This is a genomic window from Herbaspirillum huttiense (assembly GCF_047300815.1).
GTDB lineage: Bacteria > Pseudomonadota > Gammaproteobacteria > Burkholderiales > Burkholderiaceae_D > Herbaspirillum > Herbaspirillum huttiense_A.
The window spans coordinates 4,003,279-4,018,721 of sequence record NZ_CP178608.1 but is presented as its reverse complement, the minus strand read 5'-3'; the positions used below and the strand labels follow the sequence as shown (position 1 = coordinate 4,018,721).

Here is a 15,443-nt window from a genome sequence, read left to right as displayed (position 1 = left end):
CGGATTCTTTGAATACGTTGAATACCATGGCCATCAAGTCAGACAAGTGGATCCGCCGCATGGCGGAGCAGGAAGGAATGATCGAACCCTACGAGCCCGGGCAGGTACGCCTGGCCGCTGACGGGAGCAAGATCGTTTCCTACGGCACCTCGTCCTATGGCTACGATATTCGCTGCGCCAACGAATTCAAGATCTTCACCAACATCAATTCCACCATCGTCGATCCCAAGAACTTCGATGAAAAATCCTTCGTGGATTTCAAGGGCGATGTCTGCATCATCCCCCCCAACTCCTTCGCCCTGGCGCGTACCGTCGAATACTTCCGCATCCCGCGCAGCGTCCTGACCATCTGCCTGGGCAAGTCCACCTACGCACGCTGCGGCATCATCGTCAACGTCACTCCCTTCGAACCGGAATGGGAAGGCTACGTGACCCTGGAGTTCTCCAACACCACGCCGCTGCCCGCCAAGATCTACGCCGGTGAAGGCTGCGCCCAGGTGCTCTTCTTCGAAAGCGATGAAATCTGCGAAACCTCCTACAAGGATCGCGGTGGCAAGTACCAAGGGCAACACGGCGTGACCTTGCCCAAGACCTGATGGGTTGAATCCTATAAATGATATAAATCATTTATAGGATTTTGTTGTCCGATAACTGGTGGGCTGCGCAGGCCGATCAAGCGCCTCGCAGCATGTCTGTAGGATCAGATGGCGCGCTGGTTGACGCGCCTGGATAGTTCTTCGGCAGATTCTCTTCGCTCGCTATATCGATCCGTCAGGAAGGGCGAGATGTCGCGCGTCAACAGCGTGAATTTGAACAGTTCCTCCATCACGTCCACCACGCGCTCGTAGTATGCCGACGATTTCATCCTCCCGGCTTCGTCAAACTCCTGATAAGCCTTGGCCACCGAAGACTGGTTCGGAATGGTCAGCATCCGCATCCAGCGACCGAGTATCCGCATTTGGTTGACGGCGTTGAAGGACTGCGAGCCACCCGATACCTCCATGAGGGCCAGCGTCTTGCCCTGCGAGGGGCGAATGGCGCCGTGGGAGAGTGGAATCCAGTCGATCTGCGCCTTCATGATCCCGGTCATGGCACCATGGCGTTCAGGCGAGCACCACACCATCCCCTCAGACCAGTTGGCCAGCTCCCGCAGTTCAAGCACTTTCGGATGTGTCTCTGGTTCGCTGTCGGGCAGCGGCAAGCCGCGCGGATCAAAGATCTTGACCTCGCCACCCAGGGCCTCCAGCAAGCGGGCTGCTTCCATGGTCAGCAGCCGGCTGTAGGAGCGCTCACGAACGGAGCCGTACAGCAAGAGAAAGCGCGGGCGGTGCGACGCTGTACCGATCTTCGCGAAATCGGCGATGGATGAGACCTTGAACTGACCGGGATCGACGTTGGGAAGATCACTTGGCGGAGGTGACACGATGGCCCTCCGCATTGACCACTACTTCGCCGTCTTCCTTGGTGAAAGCACCTTGCTGAGGGTGTTCCAGGATGTCCAGCACCAGTTCGGAGGGACGACACAGCCGGGTTCCCTTGGACGTCACCACAAATGGCCTGTTGATCAGAATGGGGTGGGCCAGCATGGCATCGAGCAACTGGTCGTCGCTCAGAGCGAGGTCATCCAGGCCCAACTCGGCGTAGGGTGTCCCTTTTTGACGGATGGCGTCGCGCACCGTCAGACCGGCATCCTGAATCATCCTGACCAGTTGCTCGCGGCTGGGCGGGTGTTGCAGGTACTGGATGATGGTCGGCTCTTGACCGCTGTTGCGGATCATGGCCAGGGTGTTGCGGGAGGTGCCACATGCGGGGTTATGGTAGATCGTGGTCATGATGAATACCTGTGTTGAAGTTGACAGAGCGGGCAGGGCCATCCTGCTCATCCCCCCAGCCGGATGGCCAGAGCGGACAGGGTGATCAGCAGGACCGGCAGCGTCAGCAAGGCGCCGACCCTGAAATAATAGCCCCAGGAAATATGAATGTTCTTCTTCTCCAGTACGTGCAGCCACAGCAAGGTGGCCAGGCTGCCGATGGGGGTGATCTTGGGGCCAAGGTCGCTGCCAATGACGTTGGCGTAGATCATTGCCTCCTTCAGCACGCCCTGCGCGGTGGTGGCCTCGATCGATAATGCGCCGACCAGCACCGTAGGCATGTTATTCATGATGGAGGACAGCAAGGCCGTCAGGATACCGGTGCCGAGTGCAGCGCCCCAGACGCCATGTTCGGCAAGTCCATTCAGCACGCCCGTGAGGTGGTCGGTCAGCCCCGCGTTGCGCAGTCCATACACTACCAGGTACATCCCCAGCGAGAAGAACACGACCTGCCAGGGCGCGCCCTTGATGACTTCACGCGTGGAAATGACTTGGCCCTTGCCTGCGACCGCCAGGAGAATCACTGCGCCGGCTGCCGCCACGGCGCTGATCGGTACGCCCATATCTTCCAGCCAGAAAAATCCCACCAGCAGCAGCGCAAGCACCCACCAGCCGGCGACGAAGGTCGCTCGATCCTGGATGGCTGCGGCGGGTTCTTGCAGCTGCGTGAGGTCATAGTGTTGGGGGATATCGCGACGGAAGTAGATGAACAGGACGATAAGCGTCGCTACGATCGAGACCATGTCCACCGGGATCATGATCGAGGCATATTGCGCGAATCCGATCTTGAAGAAGTCCGCCGAGACGATATTGACCAGGTTCGAGACCACCAGCGGCAGGCTTGCCGTGTCGGCGATGAAGCCGGCCGCCATCACGAAGGCCAGCGTTGCCTGCGGCGAAAAGCGAAGCGCCAGCAGCATGGCGATGACGATGGGTGTGAGGATCAGTGCAGCGCCATCGTTGGCGAACAGGGCCGATACCGCCGCGCCCAACAGGACCAGCAGCACGAACAGCAGACGCCCGCGTCCGCCTCCCCAGCGCGCCACATGCAAGGCGGCCCACTCAAAAAAGCCGGCCTTGTCCAGCAACAAGCTGATGATGATGATGGCGATGAAGGTACCGGTAGCGTTCCAGACGATATGCCAGACCACCGGGATATCCGAAAGATGGATGACGCCGGCCGCCAGCGCCACGGCCGCGCCGGCACAGGCGCTCCAGCCGATGCCCAGTCCCTTGGGCTGCCAGATGACAAACATCAGGGTGAGCAGGAAGATGAGGAGAGCAGTCAGCACTTTCTAGCCTTGGTCAAGAAATGAGGGGGGGCTCGGCAAGAGCCCACTGACTCCTGCCGAACAGATTAAGCAGCTTAAACAGCAGAGGTTCCGATCGCGTCCATCTCGCGCTTGATCGCGGTCTTTTCGAGCGTGTGGAATGGCAGGCTGGCAAAGAGATTCACTCGGGTCGTGATTTGCCGGGCGACCTTGGAGAAGATGGCGCGCTTCTGCTCTTCGGTGCCGACAAAGGCGGCAGGATCTTCAAATCCCCAGTGTGCCGAAATCGGCTGACCTGGCCACACAGGGCAGACTTCACCAGCAGCGTTGTCGCAGACTGTGATGATGAAGTCCATCTTGGGGGCCTCCGGCGTGGCAAATTCATCCCAGCTCTTGCTGCGCAGGTCGTTAAGCGGATAGCCGGTGGCATGGATCTGTTCCAGTGCCAGCGGATTGACGGTACCGGCCGGATGACTTCCGGCGCTGTAGGCATGAAAGCGGCCTTTTCCCATGGTGTTGAGCAGTGCTTCGGCCATGATGCTGCGCGCCGAATTACCAGTGCATAGGAACAGGACGTTATAGAACTTTTGTTGGCTAGCGGACATGATGAACTCCTTGGCGTGAAAGCCTGTGCGTTCCAGGCGGTAGTTAATTGGTGGTGGTGGATGGTTGGTAGCAGGCGCTCACAGGGGAGCACGGATTGCCGCCGCAGCAGTTATCCGTCAGGAAACCCAATACTTCATTCATTGCGCCGTAGTTGGCCGCGTAGATGACGAAACGCCCCTCCTGGCGGGAGCTCACCAAGCCAGCGTGGAACAGTTCTTTCATATGGAACGATACGGACGACGGTGCGATGTCCAGGGTCTCTCCGATCTTGCTGGCGGCGCAGCCTTCGGGCCCAAGCTGAACCAGGTGTCGGAAGATGGCCAGGCGTGATTCTTGGGCTAATGCGGCTAGTGCGGTGATGACGGTCTTGGTTTCCATATCGCTCTCCTTCAATCCAATATTTCAATTATTGTTGAAATATTGGATTGATGCAAGAGTCCGTTTCCATATCGCCGCCTATCTTCAAGTTGAAAACCACATTCTCATCGGCTGCAAGCCTGCTTTGTATGGATCTGCAACTTGCCATATGCAGCCGATATCAGCGCCGCTTGCGTCCCGCACTCAGTTTCAGCGCCTCCTCACGCATCAGCCGTGCCGCGCTGCTGATGCTGCCGGTGCGGTAAGCCAGGTGCAGCGGTGCTTTCAGCTCGGCTGCACCGGTCAGCTTCAGATACACCACCCCCTCCGCATTGACCCGCGTCATCGACGCCGGGATGACGGCCACCCCCACGCCTGCCGCCACCAGCGAGAGCGTGGAGAGATTCTTGCGTGCCTCCTGGATCACCTGTGGCGAGAAGCCCGCCGCATGGCAGGCCGCGATGATGGTGTCGTACAGGCCGGGGCCGTTGGGCCGGCGCGTCATGATGAAGGACTCCTCGGCCAGCGCGTGCAGGGCGATGCTCTTGCGCTTGCCTTGCTCGGCCAGCGGATGGTCGATCGGCAACGCGGCCACCATGTCTTCCACCAGCATGGTCTCGATGGTCAGGCCGCCGGAATCTCCCACGGGAGAACGCACGAAGGCCAGGTCCAGCCGCTTGGCGCGCAGTGCTTCGATCAGTTCATTCGTATTGCTTTCTTCTACTGTCATCGCCACGTCCGGCGCATCGGCGCGGAAGGCGCGAATGACCGAATGCACGAAGGGATGCAGCGAGGCCGATTCGGTAAAGCCCACGGCGATGCGACCCATCTTGCCCTGGGCAATGCGGCGCACGCTGGCTACCGTCGTATCAAGTTGCGCCAGCAGGGCGCGGGCATCGTTGAACAGGGCGGTGCCGCTGTCGGTGAGCTCCATGCCGCGCGGCAGGCGGTTGAACAGCGTCACGCCCAGTTCGCGCTCCAGCAGGCGGATCTGCTGCGACAGCGGCGGCTGCTGGATGCCGATGCGCTCGGCCGCCTTGGTCAGGTGGCCCTCTTCAGCCACGGCGATGAAGTAGCGCAACAGGCGCAGGTCGATGGAAGGTGACATATCGGTAGAATATGGATAGGGTGTCTGACATATATTAGACAAAAACCCTCCTCAAGCGTAGCCTTTCATGCATGCGGCAATCACGCCGCGCTTGCACGAGATGATGATGAGCACTCCTGACCTCCTGGCCGCTGAACGGCCCGTCCCCACCACCAGAGAATTGTTCCTGGGCTTTCTCGGCCTGGGCATGACCGCCTTTGGCGGCGCGCTGCCGCTGGCACACCGCATGATCGTCGAACGCCGAAAATGGCTGACCGATCCTGAATTCGTCGAGTTGCTGGGGCTGTGCCAGTTCCTGCCCGGGGGCAACATCATCAACCTGTCGGTGGCGCTGGGCATGAAGTTCCGGGGCTGGAAGGGCGCCGTGGCGGGCATCACCGGCTTGATCGCGGTGCCTTCCATGGTGGTGATCCTGCTGGGGATGATCTACCAGCATTTCCAGCATGATCCCAACGTCAAGCATCTGTTCGCCGGACTGGCAGCGGCGGCGGCGGGCCTGCTGATCCAGATGGCCGTCAAGATCGCGCTGCCGCTGCGCAAGAACCTGGTGCTGGCGGCCGTGGCGGTGATCTGTTTCATCGCCATCGCCTTCCTGCGCATTCCGCTGCTGTGGGTGATGCTGGTGATGACGCCCATCAGCGTGGTCCTCACCGCGCGTTACGGTGATCGCTTCGCCGCCAAGACGCAGGCTGCGCCGGCGCAGCGTGAGGGCAAGAAGGAGGGCGCGCAATGAGCCAGACCCTGATCGCATTGGCCATCATCTTCACGCAGTTGTCGGTGCTGGCCTTCGGTGGCGGCAATACCATCCTGCCGGAGATGCAGCGCCAGGTAGTGGAAGTACATCACTGGATGAGCGCCGAGGATTTCAGTGCGCTCTTTGCCCTGGGGCAGGCGGCACCCGGTCCCAACCTGATGGTGGTCACGCTGGTGGGCTGGCATGTGGCCGGCTTCTGGGGGATGCTGGTGACCAGCCTGGCCAAGTTCGGGCCTTCCTCCATCATCACCATCATCATGTTGCACGTCTGGGAGAGATTCAAGGACAAGCCCTGGCGGCGGCACGTACAGGCCGGGCTGCTGCCGGTTACGGGCGGGCTGGTCGCGGCGTCGGCGCTGTTGATCACGCAGGCGTCGATCACCCACGGCTTCCTGGCGGCGATCACGGCGGCCACTGCCATCATCGCGCTCAAGACCAAGATCCATCCGCTGTGGTTGTTGTTTGGCGGGGCGTTGGCGGGGTTCTTCTATCTCGGTACTTTCTGACGGCGCTTCTGCCGGAGCCAAAACAAAACAGCCGATGCCCTCGCAGGCATCGGCTGTTTTTTTACATGCAGCGCTGAGGCTTACTGCTTGACGCAATCCACGAAGTAATCGCGGCGGCCGTTGACTTCACGCTTGACCAGGCCATGCACGTCGGTTTCGAAGCCCGGGAATTTCTCGTTGAAATCCCGCGCAAACTTCAGGTAATCGACGATGGTCTTGTTGAAGATCTCGCCCGGGATCAGCAGGGGGATGCCCGGCGGATAGGGAGTCAGCAGGATCGAGGTGACGCGGCCTTCGAGTTCGTCCAGGGGGACGCGCTCGATCTCGCGGTGTGCCATCTTGGAGAAGGCGTCCGAAGGCTTCATGGCCGGCTGCATGTCCGAGAGGTACATCTCGGTGGTCAGGCGGGCCACGTCGTAGGCGCGGTAGGTCTCGTGGATCTGCTGGCACAGGTCGCGCAGGCCCAGGCGCTCGTAGCGCGGGTTGCGCTGGGCGAACTCGGGCAGGATGCGCCAGATCGGCTGGTTCTTGTCGTAGTCGTCCTTGAACTGCTGCAGCGCCGTCACCAGGGTGTTCCAGCGGCCCTTGGTGATGCCGATGGTGAACATGATGAAGAAGGAATACAGGCCGCACTTCTCCACGATCACGCCGTGCTCGGCCAGGTACTTGGTCACGATGGAGGCCGGGATGCCGCTCTCGCCGAACTGGCCGTTCAGGGCCAGGCCCGGGGTGACGATGGTGGCCTTGATCGGGTCCAGCATGTTGAAGCCCGGTGCCAGGTTGCCGAAACCGTGCCAGTCGTCCTCGGCCTTGATGACCCAGTCCTCTCGCTCGCCGATGCCGTCGGCGGCGAAGCTGTTGGGGCCCCAGACCTGGAACCACCACTCATCGCCGAATTCCTGGTCAATCTTCTTCATGGCGCGGCGGAAGTCCAGCGCCTCCAGGATGCTCTCTTCCACCAGGGCCGTGCCGCCCGGCGCTTCCATCATGGCGGCTGCGACGTCGCAGGAGGCGATGATGGAGTATTGCGGCGAGGTCGAGGTGTGCATCAGGAAGGCTTCGTTGAAGGCGTCTTCATCGAGCTTCACCGTTTCGGACTCACGCACCAGGATCTGCGAGGCCTGCGACAGGCCGGCCAGCAGCTTGTGGGTCGACTGGGTCGAGAAGATCAGCGACTTCTTGGCGCGCGGACGGTCCTTGCCGATGGCGTGCATGTCCTTGTAGAAGTCGTGGAAGGTCGCGTGCGGCAGCCAGGCTTCGTCGAAGTGCAGGGTTTCGATCTCGCCGTCGAGCATGTCCTTCAGGGTCTCGACGTTGTAGACCACGCCGTCGTAGGTCGACTGGGTGATGGTCAGGATGCGCGGCTTCTTGTTCTTGGCTTCGCGGGCGAAGGGGTTGGCTTCGATCTTGCGCTGGATGCTTTCCAGGGTGAACTCTTCCAGCGGGATCGGTCCGATGATGCCCAGGTGGTTGCGGGTCGGCATCAGGAACACGGGAATCGCGCCGGTCATGATGATGGAGTGCAGGATGGACTTGTGGCAGTTGCGGTCCACCACGACGATGTCGCCCGGTGCCACGGTCGAGTGCCAGACCATCTTGTTGGAGGTCGAGGTACCGTTGGTGACGAAGTAGCAGTGGTCGGCATTGAAGATGCGCGCTGCATTGCGTTCCGAGTTGGCCACCGGGCCGGTGTGGTCCAGCAGCTGGCCCAGCTCTTCCACGGCATTGCAGACGTCGGCGCGCAGCATGCGTTCGCCGAAGAACTGGTGGAACATCTGGCCCACGGGCGACTTCAGGAACGCCACGCCGCCGGAGTGGCCGGGGCAGTGCCAGGAATAGGAACCATCCTGGGCGTAATCGACCAGGGCGCGGAAGAACGGGGGAGCCAGGCCATCCAGGTAGGACTTGGCTTCGCGGATGATGTGGCGGGCCACGAACTCCGGCGTATCTTCGAACATGTGAATGAAACCGTGCAGTTCGCGCAGCACATCGTTGGGAATGTGGCGCGAGGTGCGGGTTTCACCGTAGAGGTAGATGGGGATGTCGGCGTTCTTGTGACGGATTTCGCTGACAAACGCACGCAGGGCCTTCAGGGCGTGGTCGGTCTCTTCGTCGGAACCGGCACCCATTTCTTCATCGTCGATGGAGAGGATGAAGGCCGAGGCGCGCGACTGCTGCTGGGCGAACTGGGCCAGGTCGCCGTAGCTGGTCACGCCCAGCACTTCCATGCCTTCGGCTTCGATGGCGTCGGCCAGGGCGCGGATGCCCAGGCCCGAGGTGTTTTCGGAGCGGAAGTCTTCGTCGATGATGACGATGGGGAATCGGAATTTCATGGATTTCTCCAGGCTTTGCGCGCGTGGCGCCGGGCAGGCGCGCGCGCAGGGGGTGAAAAGAAAAGCGCCTGGGCTGGCAGTGCTTGCGCGCCGGAAAAATGAAAGCGGGATTGTCGCAGATATGCGCGCAACGTGCGCGCCAACTGCGCTAAAGAGGTGCGCAGTTTAAGCAAAAAAGGGAAAAAACAACAGCCTCGCGCCAGCGTGGTTCAACGTCTTTCGTATGTCACAAAAGCGTAGTCCAATCCGGAAGTTTCGGACCGGTGGTTCTCTCGTGCGGTCTCCTGCCACAGCAGCGGGTCCAGGGCCGGGAAGAAGGCGTCGCAATCAAACGCCTGGTCGATGCGGGTGATGATGAGGCGATCCACCAGCGGCAGGGCTTCCGCGTAGATCTGCGCGCCGCCGATGATGAAGGCCGGCGCACCCTGCGCCAGCGCGGCGGCGTCCTGCAGCGAGGCCGCCGTCTCCACGCCCGCGTGTTGCCATTCGGCATTGCGGGTGATGACGATGTTGCGGCGGTTGGGCAGCGGCCGGCCGATCGATTCGAAGGTCTTGCGCCCCATCAGGATGGCATGCCCCGAGGTGGTGCGTTTGAAATGGGCCAGGTCTTCCGGCAGGTGCCAGGGCAGGGTGTTGCGGATGCCGATGCCGTTGTTGAGGTCGGTAGCGACGACGATGGTGAGGGAGCCGGAAGCGGTGGTCATGCGGGAATCTGGGTTCGGACGGAAGGCCTGCAGCCCGGCGCACGGCCGGATGCAAGGGCGACAGAAGCATAATGTTACAGCAGCCATGCTGCGGCACGGAACTTTATGCACCGCCGCCTGCCCTTATACCTGAACCGGCTGGCCGCATGCGCGCGCCGGGGCCGGGTTTGCAAGGGAATGAAGTTTCGTTCAGGAAATACTGCCCGTCAGGGCGATTCCCTCTGCAAGCATGCCATCTTCCTATGAACTAGCGAACAATCCCCGCCACATTTGGGTAAACTAGCGCCTGCTTTCCGGTGCGGCGCTGCTTCCAGTGTCTGCCGGGGCAATCAACCAGAAAATTGCATGTCAGACAAAACAATAATGCTGCTTCACACCACCTCCTGGCCGCGCGAGGGACTCGTTTCCCGGCGCAGTGCCGCACGATCGACCTGGTGGCGTCGCCTTGCCGCTCCGGCGACCCTGGCGGGTCTGCTGGCGCTGGCCTTGCCGCAAGCTGCCCTGGCCTTTGATTTCAATACGGTGGCCGCCCGCGCCAAGGCGTTGGCCGGCAAGTCGTACAAGAAGCCCGCCGATGACCTGCCCAAGTCGCTCAAGGACCTGAGCTACGAGCAGGCCAGCCAACTCTACTTCCGCGATGACAAGTCGTACTGGCGTGCCCAGAAGCTGCCTTTCGAACTGTCCTTCATCCATCTGGGCGCAAGCTATACCGAGCCGGTCAAGATCAATGAAGTGGTCGGCGACGCCGTGCGCGAGATCCATTTCAATCCGGCGCTGTTCGATTACAGCGCCAACCGCAGCGTCGATCCGCGCACCCTGCGCAACATCGGCTTTGCCGGTTTCCGCATCCGCTTCCCACTCAATTCGGCCAAGGTCAAGGATGACGTACTGACCTTCCACGGTGCCAGCTACTTCCGCGCCATGGGTAAAGGACAGAGCTATGGCCTCTCCGCGCGCGGGCTGGCCATCGATACCGCACTCTATTCGGGCGAGGAATTCCCGCGCTTCACCGAATTCTGGCTGGAACGTCCTTCGGGCGAGGCCAAGGAACTGGTGATCTATGCGCTGCTGGATTCCCCGCGCGCCACCGGTGCCTATCGCTTCGTCCTCAAACCCGGCGTGGATACCGCCATGGACGTCAAGGCCCAGCTCTACCTGCGCAGCAATGTCACCAAGCTGGGCATCGCTCCGCTGACCAGCATGTTCCTCTTCGGCGAGAACCAGCCAGGTCCGGCCGACGACTTCCGTCCGGAAGTGCATGACTCGGATGGCCTGTCGATGCAGTCGGGCACCGGCGAATGGCTGTGGCGTCCGCTGGTGAACCCCAAGCGCCTGTTGGTGACTTCGTTCTCCTTTGATAACCCGCAGGGCTTCGGCCTGATGCAGCGCGACCGCAATTTCTCGCACTACGAAGACCTGGACTACAACTACCAGTCGCGCCCCAGCGCCTGGGTCGAGCCCAAGGGCAAGTGGGGTTCGGGCCGCGTGGAGCTGGTGCAGATCCCCACGCCCGACGAGACCAACGACAACATCGTGGCCTACTGGATTCCCAACACGCTGCCCAAGCCGGGTCAGCCGCTGAACGTGGAATACCGCCTGTCCTGGCAGAAGGACAACGAGAAGCGTCCGCCGCTGGCCTTCGTCACGCAGACCCTGTTCGGCCACGGCTATCGCCCCAAGCAGGACGGCAAGCCTGATGAGGTGCAGCAGCTGGCAATCGATTTCGATGGCGGCGCCCTCAAGAAGCTGCCCGCCAATGCGCGCGTGGAAGGCGTGGTCGAGGCCGATGCCAATGGCAAGCTGGCCAGCGTCACCACCCGCAAGAATGAAATGACCGGCGGCTGGCGCGTGGAAGTCAAGCTGCGCCGCCTGGAAGAAAACAAGCCCGTCGAGCTGCGCGGTTTCCTGCGCAATGGCAACGGCGGCACAACCTTGTCTGAAACGTGGAGCTACATATTACCCCCCAACTAAGGCAGACTTCGGCAGCCTCGCAGACGCTGGAGGATTACCTCGCGCGTCTGCCGCTGTCGCCTGAGCAACGCCAGGACCTGGCCGCGCGCGCGGGTGCAATCGGCTCCGGCGATCCGGTAGCCGACCTGCACCGCGTGCTGGCTGAGGCCTCCGGGCGCGATGCCAGCCTGGTGCCGGCCGCAGCGCAAGCCTCGGTCGATGCCCGCCTGCGTCTCATGTATCCCGCCGCGCAACCGGCTGCCGTCCCTGCCGTGCAAGCGGCACAGGTGGTGCAGGGTGCGCCCGTTCCGCCCATCGGTGAAGAACGCGGCCAGCCGCGCATTCCGGTCGGCCCGCCCATGCATCGCAAATCGATGGTGCCGCGCCCGTGGGGCGAGCTCAATCCGTTCTCGCGCTGGGTGGAAGAAGAAAACCGCCGCCTGGAACGCCGTCCCAGCCGCTGGCGCCGCGCCCGCAAGGGCCGCGCCAAGGTGGCCGAAGCCGAACCGCCGGTGGATGACGAACCGCGCTACATCGAAGATCACCTGGACCAGTCCGAGGCCCCCGATCCCAAGGGCCACTGGCAGCATACGGGCAACATCCGCCGTATTACGCTCTTGGTGCTGATGGCGCTGCAGACCTCGATGGCCACCTATTTCATGAGCGACGTGCTGCCGTATCACGGCACCAAGCCGCTGGAGATGGTGGTGCTGTTCCTCTTCGGGCTGCTGTTCCTGTGGGTCTCGGCCGGGTTCTGGACGGCCATGACCGGCTTCCTGCTCCTCATGCGCGGTGACGACAAGTACCTCATCTCGCACGAGAAGGCCGGCAACACCGAGATCGCACCGGAGGCCCGCACGGCCATCGTCATGCCGATCTGCAATGAAGATGTGGCACGCGTCTATGCCGGCCTGCGCGCGACTTACGAGTCGCTGGAGCGCACCGGGCAGATTCAGCACTTCGACTTCTTCATTCTCAGCGACAGCGGCGAAGCCGACATCTGCGCCGCCGAAGTTGCCGCATGGGACCGCCTGTGCCGTGAGACCGGCGGCTTCGGACGCATCTTCTATCGTCACCGCCGTCGCCGCGTCAAGCGCAAGAGCGGCAACCTGGATGACTTCTGCCGCCGCTGGGGCGCCGACTACCGCTACATGGTGGTGCTGGACGCCGACAGCGTCATGACCGGCGAATGCCTCACCAAGCTGACCCGCCTGATGGAAGCCCATCCGGGCGCCGGCATCATCCAGACCGCTCCGCGCGCAGCCGGGCGCGATACGCTGTATGCGCGCATCCAGCAATTCTCGACCCGCGTGTATGGCCCGCTGTTCACGGCCGGCCTGCACTACTGGCAACTGGGCGAGTCGCACTTCTGGGGCCACAACGCCATCATCCGCCTGCAGCCCTTCATGAAGTATTGCGCGCTGGCGCCGCTGCCGGGCAAGGGTAACCTGTCCGGTCCGATCATGTCGCACGACTTCGTGGAAGCCTCGCTGATGCGCCGTGCCGGCTGGTCGGTGTGGATTGCCTATGACCTGGATGGCAGCTATGAAGAAATGCCGCCCAACCTGCTCGATGAATTGAGCCGCGATCGCCGCTGGTGCCAGGGCAACCTGATGAACTTCCGCCTGTTCCTGGCGCGCGGCATGCACGCGGTGCATCGCGCCGTGTTCGTCACCGGGGTGATGGCTTATGTGTCGGCACCGCTGTGGGGGCTGTTCCTGATCCTCTCCACGGTGCTGCTGGCGGCGCATACGCTGATCGATCCGCAGTATTTCACGGCGCCGCGCCAGCTCTTCCCGATCTGGCCGGAATGGCATCCGGAGAAGGCACTGGCGCTGGTCTCGGCCACCGCCACCATCCTGTTCCTGCCCAAGATCCTGGCCGTGCTGCTGTTTGCGGTGAAGGGCGCGCGCGGCTTTGGCGGTGCGCTGGCGCTGTTCGTGAGCATGGTGATCGAGCTGCTGTTCTCGATGGCGCTGGCCCCGGTACGCATGCTGTTCCATACCCGCTTCGTGCTGGGGGCCTTCCTCGGCTGGAACGCCGGCTGGAAGTCGCCGCCGCGTGCCGACAATGAAACCGGCTGGGGCGAGGCGGTACGCCGCCATGGCTGGCATTCGGTGCTGGGCGTGGCCTGGGGCGCGCTGGTGTATTGGCTCAATCCGTCCTTCATTTATTGGCTCATCCCGATTGCCGGTTCGCTGGCCGTGTCGGTGCCGGTGTCGGTGCTGTCCTCGCGCGTGACGTATGGCCGTGGCTTCCGCCGTGCGGGTCTGTTCAAGATCCCCGAAGAGACCACGCCACCGTTCGAGCTGCGCGAAACCGTGCGCCATCATGAAGAGACGCCGCCGCTGCCGGGCTTCGTCGAGGCCGTGGTCGATCCGTCCATCAATGCGCTGATCTGCGCGACCGCGCATGCCCACCCGCAGGTACCGCAACTGACGCAGCACCTGCGCGAGAAGCTGGTGCGCACCGCGCTCAAGGATGGACCGGACGCGCTCAACGACAAGCAGAAGAACAGCATCCTGGAAGAACCGGGCCTGCTGTCGCGACTGCACCAGGCGGTCTGGAGCGGTGCGGCCGAAGTCCATCCGGACTGGCATGCCGCCCGCCAGCTACCGGCGCCCGCCATCGCCATCGCATCACCGGCAGTGGCCGCCTGAGGGGGCGGGCCACGACCGGAACAGGGGACGGCCGAAGACATTCGGCCGTCATCTTTTGCAGGGATCATCACGCTGTGTTGAACCTGAATGAACGCTTGCCGCCAGTGACATGACCGAGCCGCACGACCATCTTCCGCACACTGTCCCGACCACCCATGCGCCTGCCCGGCAGAAAGCCTGGTGGAGCCTCGTCGCGCTGGTGCTGCTGCTGGGCGGCGGCTATGCGCTCTATGCACGGCAGTCGCCGCCACCGGCGCCGCCCAAGCCGATTCCGGTGAAGCTGGAGACGGTGGCCGTCGAACGTGCCGACCTGGAGCAGGTGGTCAACGCCACCGGCAATGTGGTGGCCCAGGATTATGTGGATGTGGGTTCCAAGGTGGCCGGGCAGATCTCGGACGTGGAAGTGGTGATCGGCGAGGCGGTCAAGGCCGGACGCCTGCTGGCCACCGTCGCGCCGGCCGTGCAGAACAGCCGTATCGAAAGCAACCGCGCCACGCTGGCGCGCCTGAAGGCCGAGCTGGCCGGGCAGAATGCGCAGCTGGACTTTGCGCAACTGCAGTTCCAGCGCCAGACCCAGTTGAAGGCCGAGAACGCCACCCGCGAAGAATCCTACGAATCCAGCCGCATGAACATGTATGCGGCGGCCTCCCGCGTGGACGCCACCAACGCCCAGATCCAGCAGACCGAAGCGGCCATTCGTGAAGATGAGGCCGTGCAGAAGCAGACCCGCATCGAGGCCCCGGTCAGCGGCACCATCGTCACCCTCAACGCGCGCCCCGGCCAGATGGTCAGCGCCAACCAGGAAGTGCTCATGCGCATCGCCGATCTCTCGCGCATGACGGTGCAGGTGCCGGTATCGGAAGAGGATGTGACACGCCTGCAAAAGGGCATGACCGCGTATTTCACCACCCCCGGTTATCCCGGCAAGCGCTGGAGCGGCAAGCTGCGCCAGATCATGCTGCTGCCGACCGACGACTCCGGCCGCCAGGGCAAGAAGGCGTATTACACCGTGCTCTTCGATGTGGCCAATCCCAGCCGCGAACTGATGAGCGGCATGAGTGCCGACGTGTATTTCGTGCTGGCGCGGGCCGAACACGTACCGACCATTCCGCGCTCGCTGGTGACCAAGCCCGGCATGGATGGCACCCAGGCCGTCAAGGTGGTGCTGGCTGATGGCACGCTGGAGAGCCGCAAGATCAAGATCGGCATTCGCGATGGCGAACGTGCCCAGGTGCTGTCGGGTCTCAAGGAAGGCGAGCAGGTGCTGCTGCCGGCCAATCCACCGGCGCCCGCTGCCGCTGCCAAGTAGTAGCAAACCGTTTT

14 protein-coding genes are annotated in these 15,443 nt (G+C 62.5%); 6 read left to right on the top strand and 8 right to left on the bottom strand.

Annotated elements, in window-relative coordinates; all coding sequences use genetic code 11:
• Window positions 1-26: 26 nt before the first annotated feature.
• A complete protein-coding gene (gene dcd / locus ACLRDN_RS18390) occupies window positions 27-596 on the top strand; it encodes a dCTP deaminase (RefSeq protein ID WP_008331199.1) in 570 nt (189 codons plus the stop codon).
• Between the two features lie 104 nt (window positions 597-700).
• Here the strand turns inward: dcd and arsH are convergent, their stop codons facing one another.
• The 6 genes from arsH to ACLRDN_RS18360 form a co-directional block, all read right to left on the bottom strand.
• On the bottom strand, window positions 701-1,423 hold the full coding sequence (gene arsH, locus ACLRDN_RS18385; protein ID WP_413457459.1) for an arsenical resistance protein ArsH: 723 nt from the start codon (window positions 1,421-1,423) through the stop codon (window positions 701-703).
• Window positions 1,404-1,832 carry an arsenate reductase (glutaredoxin) gene (arsC, locus tag ACLRDN_RS18380; RefSeq protein WP_413457458.1) on the bottom strand — a complete coding sequence of 143 codons (429 nt, stop codon included), beginning with the start codon at window positions 1,830-1,832 and terminating at the stop codon, window positions 1,404-1,406. Before arsC ends, arsH begins: the two co-directional genes overlap by 20 nt.
• A 47-nt stretch (window positions 1,833-1,879) precedes the next feature.
• Window positions 1,880-3,163: an arsenic transporter gene (locus tag ACLRDN_RS18375; RefSeq protein ID WP_413457457.1), complete on the bottom strand. Its 1,284-nt coding sequence runs from the start codon at window positions 3,161-3,163 to the stop codon at window positions 1,880-1,882.
• 74 nt (window positions 3,164-3,237) lie between these two features.
• Window positions 3,238-3,747, bottom strand: coding sequence for an arsenate reductase ArsC (locus ACLRDN_RS18370; protein WP_413457456.1), 510 nt, complete (start codon window positions 3,745-3,747; stop codon window positions 3,238-3,240).
• A gap of 43 nt (window positions 3,748-3,790) precedes the next feature.
• On the bottom strand, window positions 3,791-4,126 hold the full coding sequence (locus ACLRDN_RS18365) for an ArsR/SmtB family transcription factor (protein WP_413457455.1): 336 nt from the start codon (window positions 4,124-4,126) through the stop codon (window positions 3,791-3,793).
• A 160-nt stretch (window positions 4,127-4,286) separates the two neighbouring features.
• Window positions 4,287-5,213 (bottom strand): LysR family transcriptional regulator, encoded by a 927-nt coding sequence (locus ACLRDN_RS18360; protein ID WP_134137515.1) that lies wholly within the window; start codon window positions 5,211-5,213, stop codon window positions 4,287-4,289.
• Between the two features lie 100 nt (window positions 5,214-5,313).
• Between ACLRDN_RS18360 and ACLRDN_RS18355 the strand changes: the two genes are divergently transcribed.
• Together ACLRDN_RS18355 and ACLRDN_RS18350 are read left to right on the top strand one after the other, a co-directional pair.
• Entirely contained in the window at window positions 5,314-5,946 is a 633-nt protein-coding gene (locus ACLRDN_RS18355; protein WP_413460414.1) for a chromate transporter, read from the top strand.
• On the top strand, window positions 5,943-6,473 hold the full coding sequence (locus tag ACLRDN_RS18350; RefSeq protein ID WP_069374536.1) for a chromate transporter: 531 nt from the start codon (window positions 5,943-5,945) through the stop codon (window positions 6,471-6,473). The genes ACLRDN_RS18355 and ACLRDN_RS18350 overlap by 4 nt, the downstream gene beginning before the upstream one ends.
• Window positions 6,474-6,553: 80 nt before the next feature.
• Here ACLRDN_RS18350 and ACLRDN_RS18345 read toward each other — a convergent pair whose 3' ends face one another.
• Together ACLRDN_RS18345 and ACLRDN_RS18340 are read right to left on the bottom strand one after the other, a co-directional pair.
• A complete protein-coding gene (locus ACLRDN_RS18345) occupies window positions 6,554-8,806 on the bottom strand; it encodes an arginine/lysine/ornithine decarboxylase (RefSeq protein WP_034330200.1) in 2,253 nt (750 codons plus the stop codon).
• A 209-nt stretch (window positions 8,807-9,015) separates the two neighbouring features.
• On the bottom strand, window positions 9,016-9,510 hold the full coding sequence (locus ACLRDN_RS18340) for a dihydrofolate reductase (RefSeq protein ID WP_413457454.1): 495 nt from the start codon (window positions 9,508-9,510) through the stop codon (window positions 9,016-9,018).
• A 345-nt stretch (window positions 9,511-9,855) separates the two neighbouring features.
• On the opposite strand from ACLRDN_RS18340, the gene ACLRDN_RS18335 reads away from it, so the two are divergent.
• From ACLRDN_RS18335 to ACLRDN_RS18325, 3 genes are all read left to right on the top strand, one after another.
• Entirely contained in the window at window positions 9,856-11,481 is a 1,626-nt protein-coding gene (locus tag ACLRDN_RS18335; protein ID WP_413457453.1) for a glucan biosynthesis protein G, read from the top strand.
• The gene (mdoH, locus tag ACLRDN_RS18330) at window positions 11,454-14,120 is read left to right on the top strand and encodes a glucans biosynthesis glucosyltransferase MdoH (protein WP_413457452.1); all 2,667 of its coding nucleotides are present in this window, start codon (window positions 11,454-11,456) and stop codon (window positions 14,118-14,120) included. Before ACLRDN_RS18335 ends, mdoH begins: the two co-directional genes overlap by 28 nt.
• Before the next feature lie 109 nt (window positions 14,121-14,229).
• Window positions 14,230-15,429, top strand: a complete 1,200-nt coding sequence (locus ACLRDN_RS18325) for an efflux RND transporter periplasmic adaptor subunit (RefSeq protein WP_413457451.1) — start codon at window positions 14,230-14,232, stop codon at window positions 15,427-15,429.
• Window positions 15,430-15,443 lie beyond the last annotated feature (14 nt).

Excerpts from the sequence above, each read along its gene's own strand:
- dcd (WP_008331199.1), top strand. The coding sequence starts at position 27 with ATGGCCATCAAGTCAGACAAGTGGATCCGCCGCATGGCGGAGCAGGAA.
- arsC (WP_413457458.1), bottom strand. The coding sequence starts at position 1,832 with ATGACCACGATCTACCATAACCCCGCATGTGGCACCTCCCGCAACACC.
- ACLRDN_RS18370 (WP_413457456.1), bottom strand. The coding sequence starts at position 3,747 with ATGTCCGCTAGCCAACAAAAGTTCTATAACGTCCTGTTCCTATGCACT.
- ACLRDN_RS18365 (WP_413457455.1), bottom strand. The coding sequence starts at position 4,126 with ATGGAAACCAAGACCGTCATCACCGCACTAGCCGCATTAGCCCAAGAA.
- ACLRDN_RS18360 (WP_134137515.1), bottom strand. The coding sequence starts at position 5,213 with ATGTCACCTTCCATCGACCTGCGCCTGTTGCGCTACTTCATCGCCGTG.
- ACLRDN_RS18355 (WP_413460414.1), top strand. The coding sequence starts at position 5,314 with ATGATGATGAGCACTCCTGACCTCCTGGCCGCTGAACGGCCCGTCCCC.
- ACLRDN_RS18350 (WP_069374536.1), top strand. The coding sequence starts at position 5,943 with ATGAGCCAGACCCTGATCGCATTGGCCATCATCTTCACGCAGTTGTCG.
- ACLRDN_RS18345 (WP_034330200.1), bottom strand. The coding sequence starts at position 8,806 with ATGAAATTCCGATTCCCCATCGTCATCATCGACGAAGACTTCCGCTCC.
- ACLRDN_RS18340 (WP_413457454.1), bottom strand. The coding sequence starts at position 9,510 with ATGACCACCGCTTCCGGCTCCCTCACCATCGTCGTCGCTACCGACCTC.
- ACLRDN_RS18335 (WP_413457453.1), top strand. The coding sequence starts at position 9,856 with ATGTCAGACAAAACAATAATGCTGCTTCACACCACCTCCTGGCCGCGC.
- ACLRDN_RS18325 (WP_413457451.1), top strand. The coding sequence starts at position 14,230 with ATGACCGAGCCGCACGACCATCTTCCGCACACTGTCCCGACCACCCAT.